15 protein-coding genes and 1 tRNA gene are annotated in these 17,542 nt (G+C 70.4%); 7 read left to right on the plus strand and 9 right to left on the minus strand.

What is annotated here, in order from left to right; translation table 11 throughout:
• Nucleotides 1–145: 145 nt before the first annotated feature.
• Both OTB20_RS24525 and OTB20_RS24530 read left to right on the plus strand, forming a co-directional pair.
• Complete coding sequence (locus tag OTB20_RS24525) at nt 146–694, plus strand: sugar transferase (RefSeq protein ID WP_267820665.1); 549 nt, start codon at nt 146–148, stop codon at nt 692–694.
• A 217-nt stretch (nt 695–911) separates the two neighbouring features.
• A complete protein-coding gene (locus OTB20_RS24530; protein WP_267820667.1) occupies nt 912–3,287 on the plus strand; it encodes a (Fe-S)-binding protein in 2,376 nt (791 codons plus the stop codon).
• A gap of 75 nt (nt 3,288–3,362) precedes the next feature.
• On the opposite strand, the gene OTB20_RS24535 is transcribed toward OTB20_RS24530, so the two are convergent.
• Nucleotides 3,363–4,430 (minus strand): hypothetical protein, encoded by a 1,068-nt coding sequence (locus OTB20_RS24535; RefSeq protein WP_267820669.1) that lies wholly within the window; start codon nt 4,428–4,430, stop codon nt 3,363–3,365.
• A gap of 267 nt (nt 4,431–4,697) precedes the next feature.
• Here OTB20_RS24535 and OTB20_RS24540 point away from each other — a divergent pair, with 267 nt between their 5' ends.
• Nucleotides 4,698–5,606, plus strand: coding sequence for a Yip1 family protein (locus OTB20_RS24540; protein ID WP_267820671.1), 909 nt, complete (start codon nt 4,698–4,700; stop codon nt 5,604–5,606).
• A gap of 92 nt (nt 5,607–5,698) precedes the next feature.
• On the opposite strand, the gene OTB20_RS24545 is transcribed toward OTB20_RS24540, so the two are convergent.
• Together OTB20_RS24545 and dcd are read right to left on the minus strand one after the other, a co-directional pair.
• Nucleotides 5,699–6,199 (minus strand): phosphoribosyltransferase, encoded by a 501-nt coding sequence (locus OTB20_RS24545; protein ID WP_267751730.1) that lies wholly within the window; start codon nt 6,197–6,199, stop codon nt 5,699–5,701.
• A complete protein-coding gene (dcd, locus tag OTB20_RS24550; protein WP_267751728.1) occupies nt 6,196–6,783 on the minus strand; it encodes a dCTP deaminase in 588 nt (195 codons plus the stop codon). Before dcd ends, OTB20_RS24545 begins: the two co-directional genes overlap by 4 nt.
• Nucleotides 6,784–7,247: 464 nt before the next feature.
• On the opposite strand from dcd, the gene OTB20_RS24555 reads away from it, so the two are divergent.
• A tRNA-Gly gene (locus OTB20_RS24555) sits at nt 7,248–7,318 on the plus strand.
• A gap of 188 nt (nt 7,319–7,506) precedes the next feature.
• Here OTB20_RS24555 and OTB20_RS24560 read toward each other — a convergent pair.
• Genes OTB20_RS24560 through OTB20_RS24570 form a run of 3 tightly spaced genes read right to left on the minus strand, consistent with a single transcriptional unit; the run spans nt 7,507 to nt 11,110 of the window.
• A complete protein-coding gene (locus tag OTB20_RS24560; protein WP_267820673.1) occupies nt 7,507–8,544 on the minus strand; it encodes an ABC transporter ATP-binding protein in 1,038 nt (345 codons plus the stop codon).
• Nucleotides 8,541–10,088 (minus strand): ABC transporter permease, encoded by a 1,548-nt coding sequence (locus OTB20_RS24565; RefSeq protein WP_267820675.1) that lies wholly within the window; start codon nt 10,086–10,088, stop codon nt 8,541–8,543. The genes OTB20_RS24560 and OTB20_RS24565 overlap by 4 nt, the downstream gene beginning before the upstream one ends.
• A 2-nt stretch (nt 10,089–10,090) precedes the next feature.
• On the minus strand, nt 10,091–11,110 hold the full coding sequence (locus OTB20_RS24570; RefSeq protein ID WP_267820677.1) for an iron ABC transporter substrate-binding protein: 1,020 nt from the start codon (nt 11,108–11,110) through the stop codon (nt 10,091–10,093).
• Nucleotides 11,111–11,380: 270 nt separating this feature from the next.
• On the opposite strand from OTB20_RS24570, the gene OTB20_RS24575 reads away from it, so the two are divergent.
• Together OTB20_RS24575 and OTB20_RS24580 are read left to right on the plus strand one after the other, a co-directional pair.
• Nucleotides 11,381–13,999 carry an AMP-binding protein gene (locus OTB20_RS24575; protein ID WP_267820679.1) on the plus strand — a complete coding sequence of 873 codons (2,619 nt, stop codon included), beginning with the start codon at nt 11,381–11,383 and terminating at the stop codon, nt 13,997–13,999.
• Nucleotides 14,000–14,085: 86 nt separating this feature from the next.
• Nucleotides 14,086–14,661: a hypothetical protein gene (locus tag OTB20_RS24580; protein ID WP_267820681.1), complete on the plus strand. Its 576-nt coding sequence runs from the start codon at nt 14,086–14,088 to the stop codon at nt 14,659–14,661.
• A gap of 105 nt (nt 14,662–14,766) precedes the next feature.
• Here the strand turns inward: OTB20_RS24580 and OTB20_RS24585 are convergent, their stop codons facing one another.
• From OTB20_RS24585 to OTB20_RS24595, 3 genes are all read right to left on the minus strand, one after another.
• Nucleotides 14,767–15,504, minus strand: a complete 738-nt coding sequence (locus OTB20_RS24585; protein WP_267820683.1) for a hypothetical protein — start codon at nt 15,502–15,504, stop codon at nt 14,767–14,769.
• A gap of 108 nt (nt 15,505–15,612) precedes the next feature.
• On the minus strand, nt 15,613–16,041 hold the full coding sequence (locus OTB20_RS24590; protein WP_267820685.1) for a hypothetical protein: 429 nt from the start codon (nt 16,039–16,041) through the stop codon (nt 15,613–15,615).
• 725 nt (nt 16,042–16,766) lie between these two features.
• Nucleotides 16,767–17,060 (minus strand): thioredoxin family protein, encoded by a 294-nt coding sequence (locus OTB20_RS24595; protein WP_267820687.1) that lies wholly within the window; start codon nt 17,058–17,060, stop codon nt 16,767–16,769.
• A 127-nt stretch (nt 17,061–17,187) separates the two neighbouring features.
• Here OTB20_RS24595 and OTB20_RS24600 point away from each other — a divergent pair, with 127 nt between their 5' ends.
• Nucleotides 17,188–17,520 carry a MerR family DNA-binding protein gene (locus OTB20_RS24600; RefSeq protein ID WP_267820688.1) on the plus strand — a complete coding sequence of 111 codons (333 nt, stop codon included), beginning with the start codon at nt 17,188–17,190 and terminating at the stop codon, nt 17,518–17,520.
• The last annotated feature ends 22 nt before the right edge of the window (nt 17,521–17,542 follow it).

The following is a 17,542-nucleotide window of genomic DNA, read 5'->3' on the forward strand; positions in this document are numbered from 1 at the left end:
TCAACCTTTAGGCTGCGTTTACGCTCAGGCACACCGCTTCGCCCGGCCCCGGCACCGACACCCCACCGGCTCCGCCTCAGCCGAACGGGGCACGGCCGCAGCGCGGCGCCCGCACACCGAGGGAGGCGTCCGGCACGGTGCTGGCATGCCTCTGCTGTCACGCCTCCCCTTCCCGTCAGGGCTGCGACCGGCCGGGCCCCCGGCCAAGCGGGTGCTCGACCTCGCCGGCGCGGCGCTCCTGCTCGGGCTGCTCCTCGTACCGCTGCTGCTGACCGCCGGGATCCTGTACGCGACCCAGGGCGCGCGGGTCCTCGTACGCGAACCGGCGGCGGGGCTGGCTGGGCGGCCCTACCGGGCGTGGCGGTTCCGGGTCGGCAAGGGCCGGACCGGGGCCGCGCTGGAGCGGTACGCGCTGGACGGGCTGCCGCAGCTGCTCAATGTGGTCCGGGGCGAGATGTCGCTGGTCGGACCGCGGCCCGGACCGCCCCCCGTGAACGGCGCACCGCACCGGCCCGACCGGCTCCTCGTACGGCCCGGGATGACCGGGCTGTGGCAGGTGGGCGCGCGTTCGGACCTGCCGTGGGAGGAGATGGACCTGCTGGACCGGCACTATGTGGAGAACCACTGGCTGGGGATGGACCTGGCGATCCTCGCGCAGAGCCCGCGGGCGGCCTGGCGGTACGGGCGGCTCTGAGACGGGGTCGGGCGGGGACGGGACGCTGACGGGACGCCGACGTGGCGGCGACGAGGCGGCGACGAGGCGGCGACGAGGCAGGGCCGGCCCCGCGGCGGCCGGGGCGAGCGACGCAGATCACCGCGCGCTCGGCTACATTGCGGCGTCGGGACTGGGTAACCTCAAGCCTTGACTGGATAAGTTACCGCTTAGTAAGTGCCGCCCGAGGAGCCCTTCCATGCAACTCGCCGCGATCATCGTGTCGCTGGTCCTGACCGTGGTCGGCGTCGCGCTGCTCGCCCGAGCCGTGGCGCAGATCTACCGCTTCGTGAAGCTCGGACAGCCCGTACCGGCCGGCAGCCGTACGGACGACCCGAAATCCCGAACGCTCACCCTGGTCCGGGAGTTCCTCGGCCACAGCCGGATGAACCGCTGGGGCCTCGTCGGCTTCGCTCACTGGTTCGTCGCGATCGGCTTCCTGACGCTGCCGCCGACCCTGGTGCAGGCGTACGGGCAGCTCTTCCAGGCCGACTGGACACTGCCGATCATCGGCGGCTTCCTGCCGTTCGAGATGTACACCGAGTTCATCGGCCTGATGACGATCGTCGGCATCGCCGTCCTGATCGTGATCCGCCTGCTGTCGCTGCCCTCGCGGGCCGGCCGCAAGTCGCGCTTCACCGGCTCCAAGGCCTGGCAGGCGTACTTCGTCGAGTACATCATCCTGACGATCGGCCTCGCGATCCTGGCGCTGCGCGGCCTCGAGGGCGCGATCCACCACGTCGACTCCTACGAGCCCGCCTACTTCGTCTCGTACCCGCTGGTGCTGGCGTTCAAGGGGCTCTCGCTCGGCGCGCTGCAGAACGCCATCTACTTCACCGGCATGATCAAGATCGGCACCTCGCTGATCTGGATGATCGTGGTGTCGCTGAACACCAACATGGGTGTGGCCTGGCACCGCTTCCTCGGCTTCCCGAACATCTGGTTCAAGCGGAACGCGGACGGCTCCACCGCCCTCGGCGCCCTGCAGCCCATGACCAGCGGCGGCAAGGTCATCGACTTCGAAGACCCGGGCGAGGACGACGTCTTCGGCGTCTCGCAGGTCGAGCAGTTCTCGTGGAAGGGCATCCTCGACTTCTCCACGTGCACGGAGTGCGGTCGCTGTCAGTCGCAGTGCCCGGCCTGGAACACGGGCAAGCCCCTCTCCCCCAAGCTCCTGATCATGTCGCTGCGCGACCACGCGCACGCCAAGGCCCCGTACCTGCTGGCCGGCGGAGGCAAGGACATGGAGGGCAACGAGAAGGCGACGCCGGAGCAGCTGAGAGACGTCCCGGCATCGGCCCTCGCGGAGGCCGAACGCCCGCTGATCGGCACGGCCGAGGAGAACGGGGTCATCGACCCCGACGTCCTGTGGTCCTGCACGAGCTGCGGTGCGTGCGTCGAGCAGTGCCCGGTGGACATCGAGCACATCGACCACATCGTCGACATGCGGCGCTACCAGGTGATGATCGAGAGCGCGTTCCCGTCCGAGGCGGGCACGATGCTCAAGAACCTGGAGAAGAAGGGCAACCCCTGGGGCCTCGCGAAGAAGCAGCGCGTCGAGTGGACCAAGGAGGTGGACTTCGAGGTCCCGATCATCGGCAAGGACGCGGAGGACCTCTCCGAGTTCGACTACCTCTACTGGGTCGGCTGCGCCGGCGCGCTGGAGGACCGGGCGAAGAAGACCACGAAGGCCTTCGCGGAGCTGCTGAACATCGCGGGCGTCAAGTTCGCGATCATGGGCGGCGACGAGAAGTGCACGGGTGACTCCCCGCGCCGCCTGGGCAACGAGCCGCTGTTCCAGCAGCTCGCGCAGGAGAACGTCGCGATGCTGAACATGGCATTCGGCGAAGACGACGAGGACGAGTCGACGCGCAAGCCGAAGACGGCGAAGCGGATCGTCTCCACCTGCCCGCACTGCTTCAACACCATCGCGAACGAGTACCCGCAGCTGGGCGGCGACTACGAGGTCATCCACCACACGCAGCTGCTCCAGCACCTGATCGACGAGGGCCGCCTCACGCCGGTGACCCCGGTCGACGGGCTGATCACGTACCACGACCCCTGCTACCTGGGCCGGCACAACAAGGTCTACACGCCGCCGCGCGAGATCATGTCGGCCGTACCGGGCCTGCGGCAGCAGGAGATGCACCGCCACAAGGAGCGGGGCTTCTGCTGTGGCGCCGGTGGCGCGCGGATGTGGATGGAGGAGCGGATCGGCAAGCGCATCAACAACGAGCGCGTCGACGAAGCCCTGTCCCTGAACCCGGACATCGTCTCCACCGCGTGCCCCTTCTGCCTCGTCATGCTCACCGACTCGGTGAACGGCAAGAAGAACGACGGCCAGGCGAAGGAACACGTCACGGTGGTCGACGTGGCGCAGCTGCTGCTGGAATCGGTGAAGACCGTGGAACCCGTGGAGCCCGTGGTGGTGGACGAGGAGGAGCCGGTGGCCGAGACGGCTGCCGCGCCGGCTGCCGAGGCCGCTGCCCCGGCCGCTGCCACTCCGACCGAGGCTGCTGCTCCGACCGAGGCCGAGGTCCCGGCGGAGCCGGAGACCGACGCCGAGGCGAAGTAGCCCGCGCGGTCGGAACGCCGGAACGGCCCGCCCCCTTCAAGGGGCGGGCCGTTCCGCTGTACGGAGCCGGGCCGGTCAGGACCGGCCGCTCCCGGCACGGTTGCGGCGCAGCATCGCGAAGCCGAGGCCGGCCGCACCCACGGCGGCCATGCCCCCGCCCGCGGCCAGCAGCAGCGGAGTCTGCCCGTCGGCCTCCGCCGACACCGGGGTAACGCCCTCGGCGCCCGCCTTCACGCCGCCCTTCGGCACGACCCGCTCGGCCGGCTTCTTCTCGGCCGGCTTCGTCACTGCCGTCTTCTTCTCGGCCGGCTTCGCGTCCTTCGGGCCGCCCTTGGCGACCTCGTACTTCTCGATCAGCTTGCCGCTGGTGAACTCGTACACCCAGCTGTTCCCGCCGCTCCTGCCGTCGATGACGACGAACTTCACGCGCTTGCCGTCCTGGACGAGCTTGTACGTCCAGCCGTCGTTCATCGCGCTCGGGTGCTTCAGGTCGATCGTCCCGAGGAGGTTCCCGTCCGACATCAAGATGTCGGCGCGCTTGCCGTTCGGGCCGTCGATCAGCTTCGCGGTCCATCCGTCGGGCATCGCGACCCGCACGAAGGTCTCCTTCTCCACCACGGGCTTAGGCTCGGGCTTCGGCTCGGGCTTCGTCTCGTCGACCGGCTTGGACGTGCCCTCGACCCACGAGGTGACGGTGCCGTTCGGCTGGAGGACCACGTACATTCCGTTGTTCTGACCGCGGGCCGGCCTGCCGTCCTTGCTGACCAGGGTGTCCAGCTTGACGTCGCCGGAGAAGATGTCGGCCTCGAAGTGGCCGTCGCCGAACTTGTAGACCTTGGCGACCGATCCGTCGGCCAGCTTCACGGTCGTGACGTAGGCCCGGACCGAAGGCTGCACGGGCGGGGTCGCGGGCGGGGTGGTCGGCGGAGTGGTCGGCGGGACGGTGGGGTCCACCTGCGGCTCCTGCGGATCCACGGAGGGCTGCGGGTCCACGGAGGGCTGCTCGACGCCGGGCAGGACCTGCGGCTCCGGAACCACCGGGGAATCCGCGAAGGCGGACCCCACCGGAAGGGCGAGGACGGCGGCCGCACCGGCCACGACGGCGGCGGTACGGAGGGTGGTGCGTCGGTGCGGGCTGCGCATGGCGGGGGCTCTTCTCGTGCTCGTTCGTACTTCGTGGCGGTGGCGACGTCTACGAAGCTACGGACCCGGTATGTCCGTATTCCATCGGAGATGTAACGGGAACCGGCAGACTGCCGCGCAGCCACGTAAACCACCCCGAGAAGGCCCCCGGGCACCCCGTAGACGCCCCCGGGATACCCCCTAGGGGATGTCACAGCTCAGCCGCAAAGGGGACTTCTTCGTCCGGCCCGGTCCTGCGGCCCCTCGGGAGCGGGTACTTTCGATCACGTGGCTGGATTCAGGATCGGACGCGGCCGGGACAACAACCGCACCCCGCAACAACCTCCGCGGCAGCAGCCGTACGGTCAGCAGCAGGCGCCCCAGGGCCCCGCGCCGTACGGCCAGCAGCCCTACCCACCCCAGCAGTGGCCGCAGCAAGCCGCTCCCGGGGGCCATGGCGAGCCCGAGTACTTCGACCCGCACGGCGGCAACGCCGGGCAGGGCCAGGGGTACGGCCAGGGCCCCGGCCAGGGATCGGGCGGCCCGAGCGACTCCCCGGGGTACACCCAGGCCTTCGCCATCGGCGAGGACCCGTACCCGTACAACCAGGGCGGGACCTACCAGGCGGGCGCTGCCCAGGCGGCCGCTCCCAGCGGCCCTCGGCTGCCGTGGAAGGAACTGCTCCGCGGCATCGTGACCCGCCCGGGCGCGACGTTCCTGCAGATGCGCGACTACGCCGTCTGGGGGCCGGCGCTGATCGTGACCTTCCTCTACGGACTGCTCGCGGTCTTCGGCCTCGACGACACCCGCGAGGACGTCATCAAGGCCACCCTCTCCAAGGCCGTCCCGATCGTGCTCTCGGCGGGCGTGGCCTTCGTGATCTGCGGCCTGGTCCTCGGCGCCGTCACCCACACGCTGGCCCGCCAGCTGGGCGGCGACGGTTCGTGGCAGCCGACGGTGGGCCTGTCGATGCTGGTCATGAGCCTGACGGACGTACCGCGGCTGCTGTTCGCCCTGTTCCTGAGCGGCGACAACATGCTCGTCCAGGTGCTGGGCTGGGTCACCTGGGTGGCGGCCGGCGCGCTCTTCACCTCACTGATCAGCAAGTCGCACGACCTGCCGTGGCCGAAGGCCCTGGGCGCGGCGTCCATCCAGCTGGTCGCCCTGCTGTCGATCATCAAGCTGGGCACGATCTAGTACGCCCGCGGACACACGAGGGGCCCGCCGCACGGCACACCGTGCGACGGGCCCCTCGTCACGACCACAACCACCTGACCTGTGCCGCAGGCTCAGGCGTCGAGCACCTGTCCCTCGCGCTTCACGACGGGCGGTTCGACCGACCAGGGGAAGTTGACCCACTCGTCGGTCTTCTTCCACACGTACTCGCACTTCACGAGCGAGTGGGACTTCTCGTAGATCACGGCGGACCGGACCTCGGCGACGTGCCCGAGGCAGAAGTCGTGCACCAGCTTGAGCGTCTTGCCCGTATCGGCGACGTCGTCCGCGATCAGCACCTTCTTGTCGGTGAAGTCGATCGCCTCGGGCACGGGCGCCAGCATGACCGGCATCTCCAGGGTGGTCCCCACCCCGGTGTAGAACTCCACGTTCACCAGGTGGATGTTCTTGCAGTCCAGCGCGTACGCCAGACCGCCCGCGACGAAGACGCCGCCCCGGGCGATGCTGAGGATGATGTCGGGCTCGTAGCCGTCGTCGGCGATGGTCTGCGCAAGCTCGCGCACGGCCCGGCCGAAACCCTCGTAGTCGAGGTTCTCGCGCAATCCGTCACTCATGCCTCGTGCCTCACCTGGGTTCGGTGGAAGTTCTGGAAGGACCGCGACGCCGTCGGGCCGCGCTGGCCCTGATACCTCGATTCGTACCGCTCGCTCCCGTACGGGAACTCCGCGGGCGAGCTGAGCCGGAACAGACACAGCTGCCCGATCTTCATACCCGGCCAGAGCTTGATCGGCAGCGTGGCGAGGTTCGACAGCTCGAGGGTCACGTGCCCGGAGAACCCGGGATCGATGAAACCGGCGGTCGAATGCGTCACCAGGCCGAGGCGGCCCAGACTGGACTTCCCCTCCAGTCTGGAGGCGATGTCGTCGGGCAGCGAGATGACCTCGTAGGTCGAGGCGAGCACGAACTCGCCCGGGTGGAGGATGAACGCCTCGTCCCCGTCCGGCTCGACCATTCGGGTCAGATCCGACTGCTCGGTGGCGGGGTCGATGTGGGCGTAACGGTGATTCTCGAAGACCCGGAAGAACCGGTCGAGACGTACATCGATGCTGGAGGGCTGCACCATCGACTCGTCGAAGGGGTCGATGCGAACCCGTCCGCTGTCGATCTCGGCCCGGATGTCTTTATCAGAGAGAAGCACGTCCCGAGGATACGCAGAGCGCGCGGGCCGCCCCAATCGAGGCAGACGCCCGCGCGCCGGTCACCACGCCACTAATGCTTCGCCGCTGCCCCCACGGGCACGGCATGCCGCAACCGCGCACACCGCGGACACCGCAGCAGCCGGCCCGGCCCGATCCGGCCGGCACCGAGGTGCTGCAGCGGAAACGAAGCGGTGCTGAATACGTGCCCTTCGGCACAACGGACGACGGTGTGCTCCATCGAGTCCCTTTCCCCAACCAACCGTACTGCGATGAATCGCCACATTAGGGGATGAACAAGACCCCCTCCAGCCGCCGCTCCGCACGCACACGCTACGCCCCCAACTCCCGCCCCCACGACCCTCCGTGCACCCCACACACACCACGACCCCCGGGGTGAATTCACCGGGGGTCGATCATGGGGTAGGGTGAGAAACGATAGAGCTCCGGGCAACCGGGCTGCTATGCGGATGTAGTTTAATGGTAGAACATGAGCTTCCCAAGCTTATAGCGCGGGTTCGATTCCCGTCATCCGCTCTTGCAAGAAGGCCCAGGTCAGCGACCTGGGCCTTCTTCGTTGTCTAGACCTCTATGGCCCTACGGTGCCCTCCGCGTGCCCCAACTCGCGTAAATGCCCTAGCCGGAGGAGCCCGGCGCACCATCCGCGCCACCTCGGCGCCGCGCACCTCAAGAAGACCGCGGGCTGACGACACCGCGCGACCGGGTTATGTATGAAGGGTGGCCTCGCCGGTGATCCGGATACCGGTGTCTTCGCCCGGACGGACGGTGAGTGGGCCCGCGACGCGGACGTCGATCGGGGTGTCCAGGCCGTCGACGGCGACGGTGACCATGGTGTCGTGGCCGTAGAAGCACACGTTGGTCACGGTGCCGCGGGCCGCGGACGTCTCGCTCAGGTGCAGCTGCTCGGGGCGCAGCAGGACCGTCCCCGTGCGGTGGCCCGCCGTCGGGGTGGCCAGCGGTACGGAACCCAGTGCGGTGCTCGCCGTGCCGTGCTCGGCGGTGGCCGGGAGCAGGACGGCGTCGCCGACGAAGGCGGCGACCCAGGGGTCGGCGGGGCGGCGGTACAGCTCCTGCGGGGTGTCGCACTGGGCGACCCGGCCTTCACGTACGACGGCGACGACGTCCGCGGTGGAGAGTGCCTCCTGCTGGTCGTGGGTGACCAGGACAGCGGTGGCGCCCGTGGCCTGGAGGGCGGCCCGGACGTCGGCCCGCACCCCGGTCCGCAGGGCACTGTCCAGCGCGTTGAACGGCTCGTCGAGCAGGACCAGTTGGGGGCTCGGGGCGAGGGCGCGGGCCAGGGCGATGCGCTGCTGCTGGCCGCCGGACAGCTCGTGGGGCATCCGGTCGCCATAGCCCGCCAGTCCGACCAGCTCCAGCATCTCCTCGGTACGGCGGCGGCGGTCGGCCCGGTCGAGGGAGGTCAGGCCGAAGGCCACGTTGCGGGCCACGCTCAAGTGGGGGAAGAGCGCGCCCTCCTGGGGGACGATGCCGATCTGCCGGTGTTCCGGCGGCAGGTGCACGCCCGGCCCGGTCAGCACGCGTCCGCCGACCGAGACCGTGCCCGCGTCGGCGCGCAGGAAGCCGGCGATGATGCGGAGCATGGTCGTCTTGCCGCAGCCGGAGGGGCCGAGTACCGCGGCCAGGGCGCCGGCCGGCACCGTGAGGTCGAGGCCGTCGAGGACGGGTGGGGCGTCGGGGCCGCCGTAGGACTTGGTCAGGCCTTCGATGTGCAGCCCGGTCATGTGCGGTGCCTCCCGAGGAGGTAGGAGGGGATGGCCGCGAGCAGGATCAGCGCGGCGGCGTACGGGGCCGCAGCCGCGAAGGATCCACTGCCGGTCTCCGTCCACAGCCGGGTGGCCAGGGTGTCCATGCCGGTCGGGCGCAGCAGCAGGGTGGCGGGCAGTTCCTTCATGCAGACCACGAAGGTCAGCGCGGCTCCCGCCGCGACCCCGGGGGCGGCGAGCGGCACGGTGATCTCGCGCAGCACCCTCCAGGGGCCGCGGCCCAGCGACCGGGCGACGTCCTCCAGCGCGGGCGGGGCCTGGAGGACGGCGGCGCGGGTGGCGGCGACCGCGACGGGCAGGAACAGTACGGCGTACGCGCAGACCAGCAGCGGGAGTTCCTGGTAGAGCGGGCGGGCGTAGCGCACCGCGAAGAAGACGAGGGAGAGCGCGACGGTGATGCCGGGCAGCGCGTGCCCGGCGTACGCGGCCTGCTCCAGCAGGTGCGCGGTGCGGCCCCGGTAGCGGGCGGCGATCACCCCCACGGGCAGCGCGAGCACGGTGGTGAGCGCGGCGCCCGCGGCGGCGACGCCGAGCGTGGCCCAGGCGGTCTCGGCGAGCCCGGCCGGATCCCAGGTGGCGGAGGAGCCAACGGCCAGCCAGTAGCCGAGGGTGGCGAGCGGGAAGCCGACGGCTGCGGCAGTGACCAGCCCGCACCAGCCCAGCGCGGGAAGCCGCCACCGGCCCAGCGGGGCGGGGACGGCCGGGCGGGCGGTCCCGGTACCGGTGCGGGCGTACCCGGCGCGGCCCCGCGTACGGGACTCCACGGCGACCAGGGCCACGGTCAGCAGCACCAGGACGACGCTGAGCGCGGCGGCCGGGGTGCGGTCGAAGCTGGCGCGGTAGGAGGTGTAGATGCCGCGGGTGAAGGTGTCGTACCGCATCAGCGAGACGGCGCCGAAGTCGGAGAACACGTACAGCGCGACCAGCACCGCGCCGCCCACGGCGGCCGGACGCAGCTGAGGAAGGGTGACGCGCCGGAAGGTGCGCACCGGGCCGAGGCCGAGCGAGCGCGCGGCCTCCTCCTGGGCGGGGTCCGTCCCGCGCAGGGCGGCGGCGACCGGGAGGTAGACGTACGGGAAGCTCACCAGGGTCAGGGACAGCGCGGCCCCGGTGAACCCGGCCAGTTCGGGGAAGGCCGACAGCCAGGAGAAGGCGGCGACGTAGCTGGGCACGGCCAGCGGCAGGGTCGCCAGGACGGACCAGCCGCGCGCCCACGGCAGTGCGGTACGGGCGGTCAGCCAGGCCAGGGAGACCCCGAGGACCAGGCTGGCCGCCACGACGACGGCGGCGAGGCCGACGCTGCGGGCGAGCAGCAGGCCGCTCTGATCCGTGGTGACGATGGACCAGGCGTATCCGGGACCGCGTTCGAGCGACCGGAGGGCGAGGTAGCCGAGCGGCAGCACGGCGAAGACCGCTGCTACCGCGGCCGGGACGACCAGCGCCCACGGGGGCCTGCGCACGGTGGACCGGCGCGGTGTGGTCTTGACGGTGACGGCCGGCACGGTCAGACGAGTCCGGTTTCCCGCAGCATGGCCAGCGTCTCCTTGAGGGAGTCGAGCTTGCCCAGGTCGATCTTGGGGGCCTGGAGGGAGTCCAGCGCGGGCAGGCCCTTCTCGGGGGCGACGCCGGCGGCGAGCGGGTACTCCTTGGTCTCCTCGGCGAAGTAGGTCTGCGCGTCCTTGGAGAGCAGGTAGTCGGCGGCCTTCTGGGCGAGTTCGCTCTCCTTGGCGGTCTTGCCCTTGAGGAGACCGACACCGGCGACGTTGACCAGCCCACCCGGGTCGCCGTTCGGCAGGAACTGGAGCTTCGCCTTGAGCTTGCCCTCGCCTTCCTCGGCGGCCTTCTCGTACCAGTAGTAGTGGTTGATCAGGCCGAGGGAGATCTGTCCCTTGTCGACGGCGGCGAGGATCTCGGTGTTCTTGTCGTACGCCTTGGGGGCGTTCGCCTTGAAGCCCTTGAGCCAGGTGCGCGTGGCGTCGTCGCCCTCCAGGACCCTCATGCCGGTGACGAACGCCTGGAAGGAGGCGTTGTTCGGGGCGTATCCGATCTTGCCCTTCCACTCGGGCTTGACCAGGTCGTGGACGGTGACCGGCGGCGTGGGGACCTTGGCCGGGTTGTACGCGAGGACGCGGACGCGCCCTGATACGCCGACCCAGTCGCCGGCGGCGCCCCGGTAGGACGGGGCGACCTGGTCGAGCGTCGCCTGGGGCAGCGGGGCCAGGCGGCCTTCCTTCGACAGCGCGCCGAGGGCCCCGGCGTCCTGGGAGAAGAAGAGCGCGGCCTTGGTCTTGTCGCCCTCTTCGAGGATCTGCGCCGCCAGTTCGGCGCCGTCGCCGTAGCGGACGTCGATCTTCACGCCGAGCTGCTTCTCCATCTTCTCGATGAGCGGCTTGACGAGCTTCTCGTTACGGCCGGAGTAGACGACGATGTCGCCGGGCTCCTCGCTGCAGGCCGCGAGGCCGGGCAGCAGCAGGCCCAGTGCGAGGAGCGGGGCGGCGAGTCGGCGGGCCGTGGGGCGTCGCATGGTGATGCCTTCCTGACATGACATGGCTTGCGTGGTGTCGCCGGCACATCGCGTCGTCACTGGGCCGGGGAGCGGGCGGCGGAGCGACCCACTCCGGGCCACCGACCCTATGAATAAGGTAAAGCTAACCTCACCGTCAAGAACGACGTAATAACGGCTTGCGCGTGCACCCGAAATATCGGTCATGCGCCGTCCGCGCGCTTCCCTGTGCACCGCCTGTGATGAATCTGTGCCTTTCCAATGAGGTAAGCCTCACCTAAGGTTCCCGCTGTGCTCACCCCCCACCATCCCTCGCCGGGCATAGCGGACCCCCAGCAGACGCTGTTCGCCCGGCATCTCGCCTCCTACGGAGACCGTCCGGCCATCCTCGGCCCCGACGGCGATCTGTCCTACCGCGAACTAGCCGAACGGGTCGCCGAGACGGCCGACCGCCTCGGCACGGACCACCGGCGCCTCGTCCTGCTCGCCGGCGCCAACACCGTCGACGCACTCGTCGTCTACCTCGCCGCCCTCGCGGCCGGGCACCCGGTGCTGCTGGTCCCGGGTGACAACGACGACGCCGTGCGGTCCCTGACCGCCGCCTACGACCCGGACACCGTGGCCCGGCCGGACGCCGCCGGCCGATGGGTGATCGACGAACGCAACCCCGTCTCGGCACACGAACTGCACCCGGAGCTCGCACTGCTGCTCAGCACCTCGGGGTCCACGGGATCGCCGAAGCTGGTGCGGCTGTCGTACGACAACCTCCAGGCCAACGCCGAATCCATCGCCGACTACCTCGGCATCCGCGAGGACGACCGCGCCGCGACCACCCTGCCCCTGCACTACTGCTACGGCCTGTCGGTCGTCAACAGCCACCTGCTGCGCGGCGCCGCCCTGATCCTCACCGGCCTCTCCGTCTCCGACGACGCGTTCTGGACCCTCTTCCGCGATCGCCGCGGGACCGCGCTCGCGGGGGTCCCGTACACCTTCGACCTGCTCGACCGGGTCGGCTTCACCGAGATGGACCTGCCCCACCTGCGGTACCTCACCCAGGCCGGCGGCCGGCTGGCGCCCGAACGGGTCACCGAGTACGCCGGACTGGGCCGGCGGCGCGGCTGGGACCTGTACGTCATGTACGGCCAGACCGAGGCCACCGCCCGCATGGCCTACCTCCCGCCCGGCCTCGCCGCGACACACCCGCAAGCGATCGGAGTGCCGGTCCCGGGCGGCACCTTCCGCCTCCAGCCCCACCCCGACTGGCCCGGCCGGGACACCGGCGAACTGGTCTACGCGGGACCGAACGTCATGCTCGGCTACGCCGATCGCCCCACGGACCTCCGCCTCGGCCGCACCACCGACGAGCTCCACACCGGGGACATCGCCCGGCGCACAGCCGACGGGCTGTACGAGATCGTGGGCCGCAGCAGTGGCTTCGCCAAGGTCCTCGGCCTGCGGATCGACCCCCAGCAGACCGAATCCCTGCTCGCACGGCACGGCTTCACCGCCTACTGCACGGGCGCGGACGGCACCCTCGTCGTGGCCGTGGCGGGCCACGCGGGCACCGACCCCGTCGAGGTGCGCCGGATCGTGACTGCCGCGTGCGGCCTCCCGGCCCGCGCCGTACACGTCCACGTCCTGCCCGAACTGCCCCGCCTGGCCACCGGAAAGCCCGACTACCAGGCCGTACGCGCCCTCGGGTGTCTCCCCGCGGAGATACCCGCGCGGTCCACCGGTCGGACGGACCTACGGTGCCTGTACGCCGAAATCCTCGACCGCAGTGACGTCACCGAGGACAGCAGCTTCATCTCGCTGGGCGGCGACTCCCTCTCCTACGTCGAGATGTCCATCGCCCTGGAAGAGGCACTCGGCCACCTCCCGGACGACTGGCACACCCTGCCGATCCGCGAACTGGCCGACGTGCGAACGGAACTGGACCCGAACCCCGGCCCCCGGGCCGAGCGCCGACGCCGGCGCCGCCTGGAGACCGGTATCGCCCTGCGCGCCGCCGCGATCGTCTTCGTAGTCGGCTCACACATCCCCGACGTCTTCTACATCAAGGGCGGCGCCCACCTGCTGCTGATGGTCGCCGGGTTCAACCTCGCCCGCTTCCACCTCACGCCGTCCGCCGAACGCCGCGACCGCGTCCGGAACCTGGGGCGCGCCATCGGCCGGGTCGCCCTGCCGAGCATGGCCTGGATCGGCCTCGTCATGCTCGTCAACGACGACTACGACCTGGCCAACCTCTTCCTGCTGAACAGCATCCTGGGGCCGCACGGGGACACACCCCGCATGCAGTTCTGGTTCGTCGAGACACTCGTCTACCTGCTGATCGCCCTGGTGGCGCTGCTGGCTCTGCGGGCCGTGGACCGCGCCGAACGCCGCTTCCCCTTCGCCCTGCCCATGGCCGTCGTCGCGGCCGGACTGACCACCCGCTACGACGTGTTCGGCCTGACGGACCGCTTCCACGTCCCCGAGGCCGCCGCCCTCCTCTGGCTGTTCACCCTGGGCTGGGCCGCCGCGAAGTCGAGCACCGTACGCCAACGATGGCTGGTGACGGCGGTGGCGACGGCCACCGTTCCGGGCTTCTTCCCCGGCCTGCAGCCGTTCCGGGAGGCTCTCATCATCGCCGGATTCGCAACTCTGGTGTGGGCACCGAGCCTGCCGAGCCGCGGATGGATCAACCGAGCGGCCGGGATCCTGGCCGGCAGTTCGCTGTACATCTACCTCACCCACTGGCAGATCTACCCCCACTTCCAAGGGTCCTACGGCTGGCTCGCGCTGTTCACCTCCCTCGCCCTCGGCATCGGCTACGCCGAAGTGGCCACGCGCGTGGCACGGAAGCTGCCCGCACTCCTCCGCCACGCCCGCGGTGTCCACACGTCCGCTCGTGCGGCCGAGGTGTCGTAGGCCTGCGCCCGCGCAGCCAACGCACCTTGCTCTACGTGGTCCCGCCTGAAGGGCCACGCACGTCCCTCTCCCGGAGCCCCCTCCACATGCTGTCGCCGACCGCCTCCGCCTCCGTCGCCCCCACGCCCGATCCCCGGCCCCTCCGCCTGTACGACTCCTGGTGGACCGTGGCAGCGGCCGCCTTGCTCGCGACGCTCGCACTGACCGCCGGGCTGTGGTCCTCCCTCCACGTGCGCGCAGACGCGGCGCTGCACACCGCCGCGCTCTTCGTACATCTGGCGTCCCTCGTGCTCGGCTTCGGCGCCGTGCTCTGCGCCGACTACTGGGGCATGCTGTGGCTCACGCGCCGGTGCTCGCTCGACGAGGTCCTGGGCGCCGTGTCCCGCCTCCACACGCCGATCTGGGCCGGCCTCGGCGGGCTCGTAGCGAGCGGATTGCTGCTCCACCCCAACCTCGGCTCCCCGCTGACACTCACCAAACTCGCGCTCGTACTCGTACTGACCCTCAACGGCCTCCAGGCCGGATTCCTCGGCCACCGCCTCGCTGCCACCCCCGCGCCGATCGGCAGAGGGATGCTGATCTGGGCCAGCGCCACCGCGCTCATATCCCAGGTGTGCTGGTGGGGCGCGGTCGTGATCGGGTTCCTCAACTCCAACCGCTGAAGTCCGCGGAACGGGCGACTCTGTCGAAGTCCCAGATAGGCGTGACCGCCCCGGCGACGTCGGTCGCCGGGGCGGCGGCGGAGGCCTTGCTGAAGGGCGGGCGACTCAGTGGCCGTGGGCGTGACCGTCGCTCTGGATCGGAGTCTGAGAGTCGGGCGTCGCCGCCGGAGAGGCCCCTGGGACCGGAGTCGTGACGGCGGACGGAGTAGCGGCGGGTGCGTGGTCGTCGGCGGCCGGCTCCTCGGCGGTGCCGTGGCTGTGCCCCCCACCGGGCGCGCTCTCCATGGAGGCGGCTACCTGGCGCAGGCCGAAGTACCCGAGCGCGGCGACCACGAGGACGGCCAAGCCGACGAGGCCGAAGATGCGGCGGGTGGGGATGTCCGCGTCCTTGATGACGTAGGCGATGAAGGAGACGACGAGCCCTGCCGGGACGAGGACGGCGCCGCGGGCGGGGAAGTCGTCGAAGTGCTGGAGGCCGCCGGAGAGCATGCCGATGCCGAAAGACAGGAGCAGCGAGGAGCCGATCACGACCAGCGTGCGGGCCCAGCCGGGCCGCTCGCGGGTGAGGAGGAACTCGTTGATGACAGTCGCGGCGAGGAAGACCAGTACGCCGTAAACGGCGATGCGGAGGTAGCGGGCGGGGTCCAGCGGGTGGTGGACGACGGCGCCGCTGATGAGGCCTGCGCCGACGAAGTAGCCGACGTAGCCGAGGTAGCGGGCGGCCAGTGAACGCTTGCGCGCCTGCCGTGAGTCCTCCTTGCGGCGTTCGGCGCGTCCACGGGCGGGCGGAGCCGGGGTCGTGGTGTCGGGGGTGGGGGTGTCGAGGAGCTGGGCCTGGTTCACGTACGAGTTCCTTGTGCGTGCGGGTGTGGCTCATCGCCTGGCGGGCGCACGAATCGGCGCGGCCATGTCAGCGATGAAGGGTGACAGAGCGGGTGAAAACGCCCGGATCTATACCTGCTGCACCACAGAACTCAGGGAGCTTCGCCACGGAGGCGGGGCGGAGGAAGGCGTCGGCGCCCAGGAAGCCGGACCGGCGGCACCGCATCCGGGAGTCAGCGCTCCCAGGGGAACGAGTGGCGGGCTCGGCAGGAGTGCGGCCTGCTCTGGATGGGCCGAGGCGCAGGCCTCCGCCGGGTGGGAATGCTCCTCGCCGTCCTCGTGCCCGTCGGGCGCCTCGTCCATGCGCCCGTCCGCTCTGTCCGCTGATAGGTGCGGCACCGTGGCCGCACCGCCGGTGACGTGTGCGGTCGCACTGTCGGCCCCGGCGGCGTGGGTGTAGAGGAAGCCGAACAGCAGGGCGGCGAGCCACAGCAGCCGCAGCGGGCCCGCCGGGCGGCGGGTCCGCGACGCGCCTGAGGCAAGCCGTGCCGTGACCATGCCGCGACCGTATCCGGCGTCGGAGGCAGCCCGTCCAGGTGTCCGGTCCTCGACCACACCAAGTGGTGATCTTGACCAACTCAGGGAACCGGCCGCAGCCCGCCGAGAGTGACGCCGACCAGGCGCCGCACAGCGGTCTCAGACTCGGCTACCTCAGCCCTATCGAGTTCGAGGAGAAGCGCTACGCCAACCAGCCAGCCAGCCAGCCAGCCAGCCAGCCAGCGAACCAGTGAACCTGAGACAACGCCAGCCCGCCCTGACCAGCTGATCAGCCACTCCCGCGCAGCGGGGGAACCTCACAGCGGCAGAGATGCGCGTCCCACCAGACCCGGCTTTGCTGATGAACGCCAACATGCCGGTCAACGCGATCACCATCCCGGCCGGCACCTCGTCTGATGCCGTACGGAAGGCCGTCCCACAACGTGCCAGTAGGGCCGGGCCGGGTGATTCCCAAGCTTATAGCGCGGGTTCGATTCCCGTCATCCGCTCTTGCAAGAAGGCCCAGGTCATCGACCTGGGCTTTCCTTTTTGTCTAGACCTATCAGCCCCTGCCGTGCCCTCCCCGTGGCCCAACTCGCGGAAAACCCCTGCCCGGAGGGGCTCCGGCCCACCATCCGCACCACCTCGGCACCGACCCTTCTCGCGTCACGGGACGCACTTTCAGTGGCCTGCGCCACGCCGCGATACCCGGACTGCGAATTCGCACCCATAGAGCGGCGGTTGATCTACCGAAGGACCTGTCGCAGCTGTTCGACGCTCGGGGCGCCATCGCCGCGCGCGTCGGCGGCGCGGTAGATCCGGCACGACACACTCGTGGCGGCGTCTGCTGCGGCGAAGGGATCCGTCCCGTTCACGAGGAGGGTCGGGGAGCCGTGCATCCCTGAGTGAGCCGCCTCGGCCTCTGTCGTGATCACCTGGACCGGGATCGGCGGCCGTGCTCCAGGTAGCGCCTTTTCGAGACGCTGGAGCAGCAGGGCGACGTTCGGGCAGTCTGGCACAGCCAGAACGGTCAGCTCCAAGGCTCCTCCCTCCGAGCGATGGGCGGATGGGTGTGCCGTGCGGCGGCCTGCTCACGCAGAAGGCGCAGTTCCTCGCGGGTGTGCCTGATCTCCGCGTCGACGCTCTCCCGGGTACGCCGGGGCGGAGTTGTACAGCAGCCGGCGTTGCGCCGCATCGGGCGGATGCAGCGAGCAGGCGCTGCCCGAACTGCACTTCATCCGCCAGGCCCAGGCCCTCGGTCTGAGCCTGAAGGAGATCAAGCGCATCCTGGACCTCCAGCGTCAGGGCGTACAGCCCTGCGACCTGGTCACCAGCCTTCTCGACGAGCACCTCGCCGAGATCGACCGGCGCATCGAAGACCTCCAGACCCTCCGGGAGACGCTGAAGAGCGCCCGCGACCGCGCCGACCAGGCCGCTGGCCGCGGGGAACCTGGCGTCATCTGCCACATCATCGAGGCGACCGCAGGCGACCCGGCCTGACGACCGGCCTCGGTCGGCTTCG

It is taken from the genome of Streptomyces sp. H27-H1 (genome assembly GCF_026627445.1).
In the GTDB taxonomy this organism is placed as follows: Bacteria; Actinomycetota; Actinomycetes; order Streptomycetales; family Streptomycetaceae; genus Streptomyces.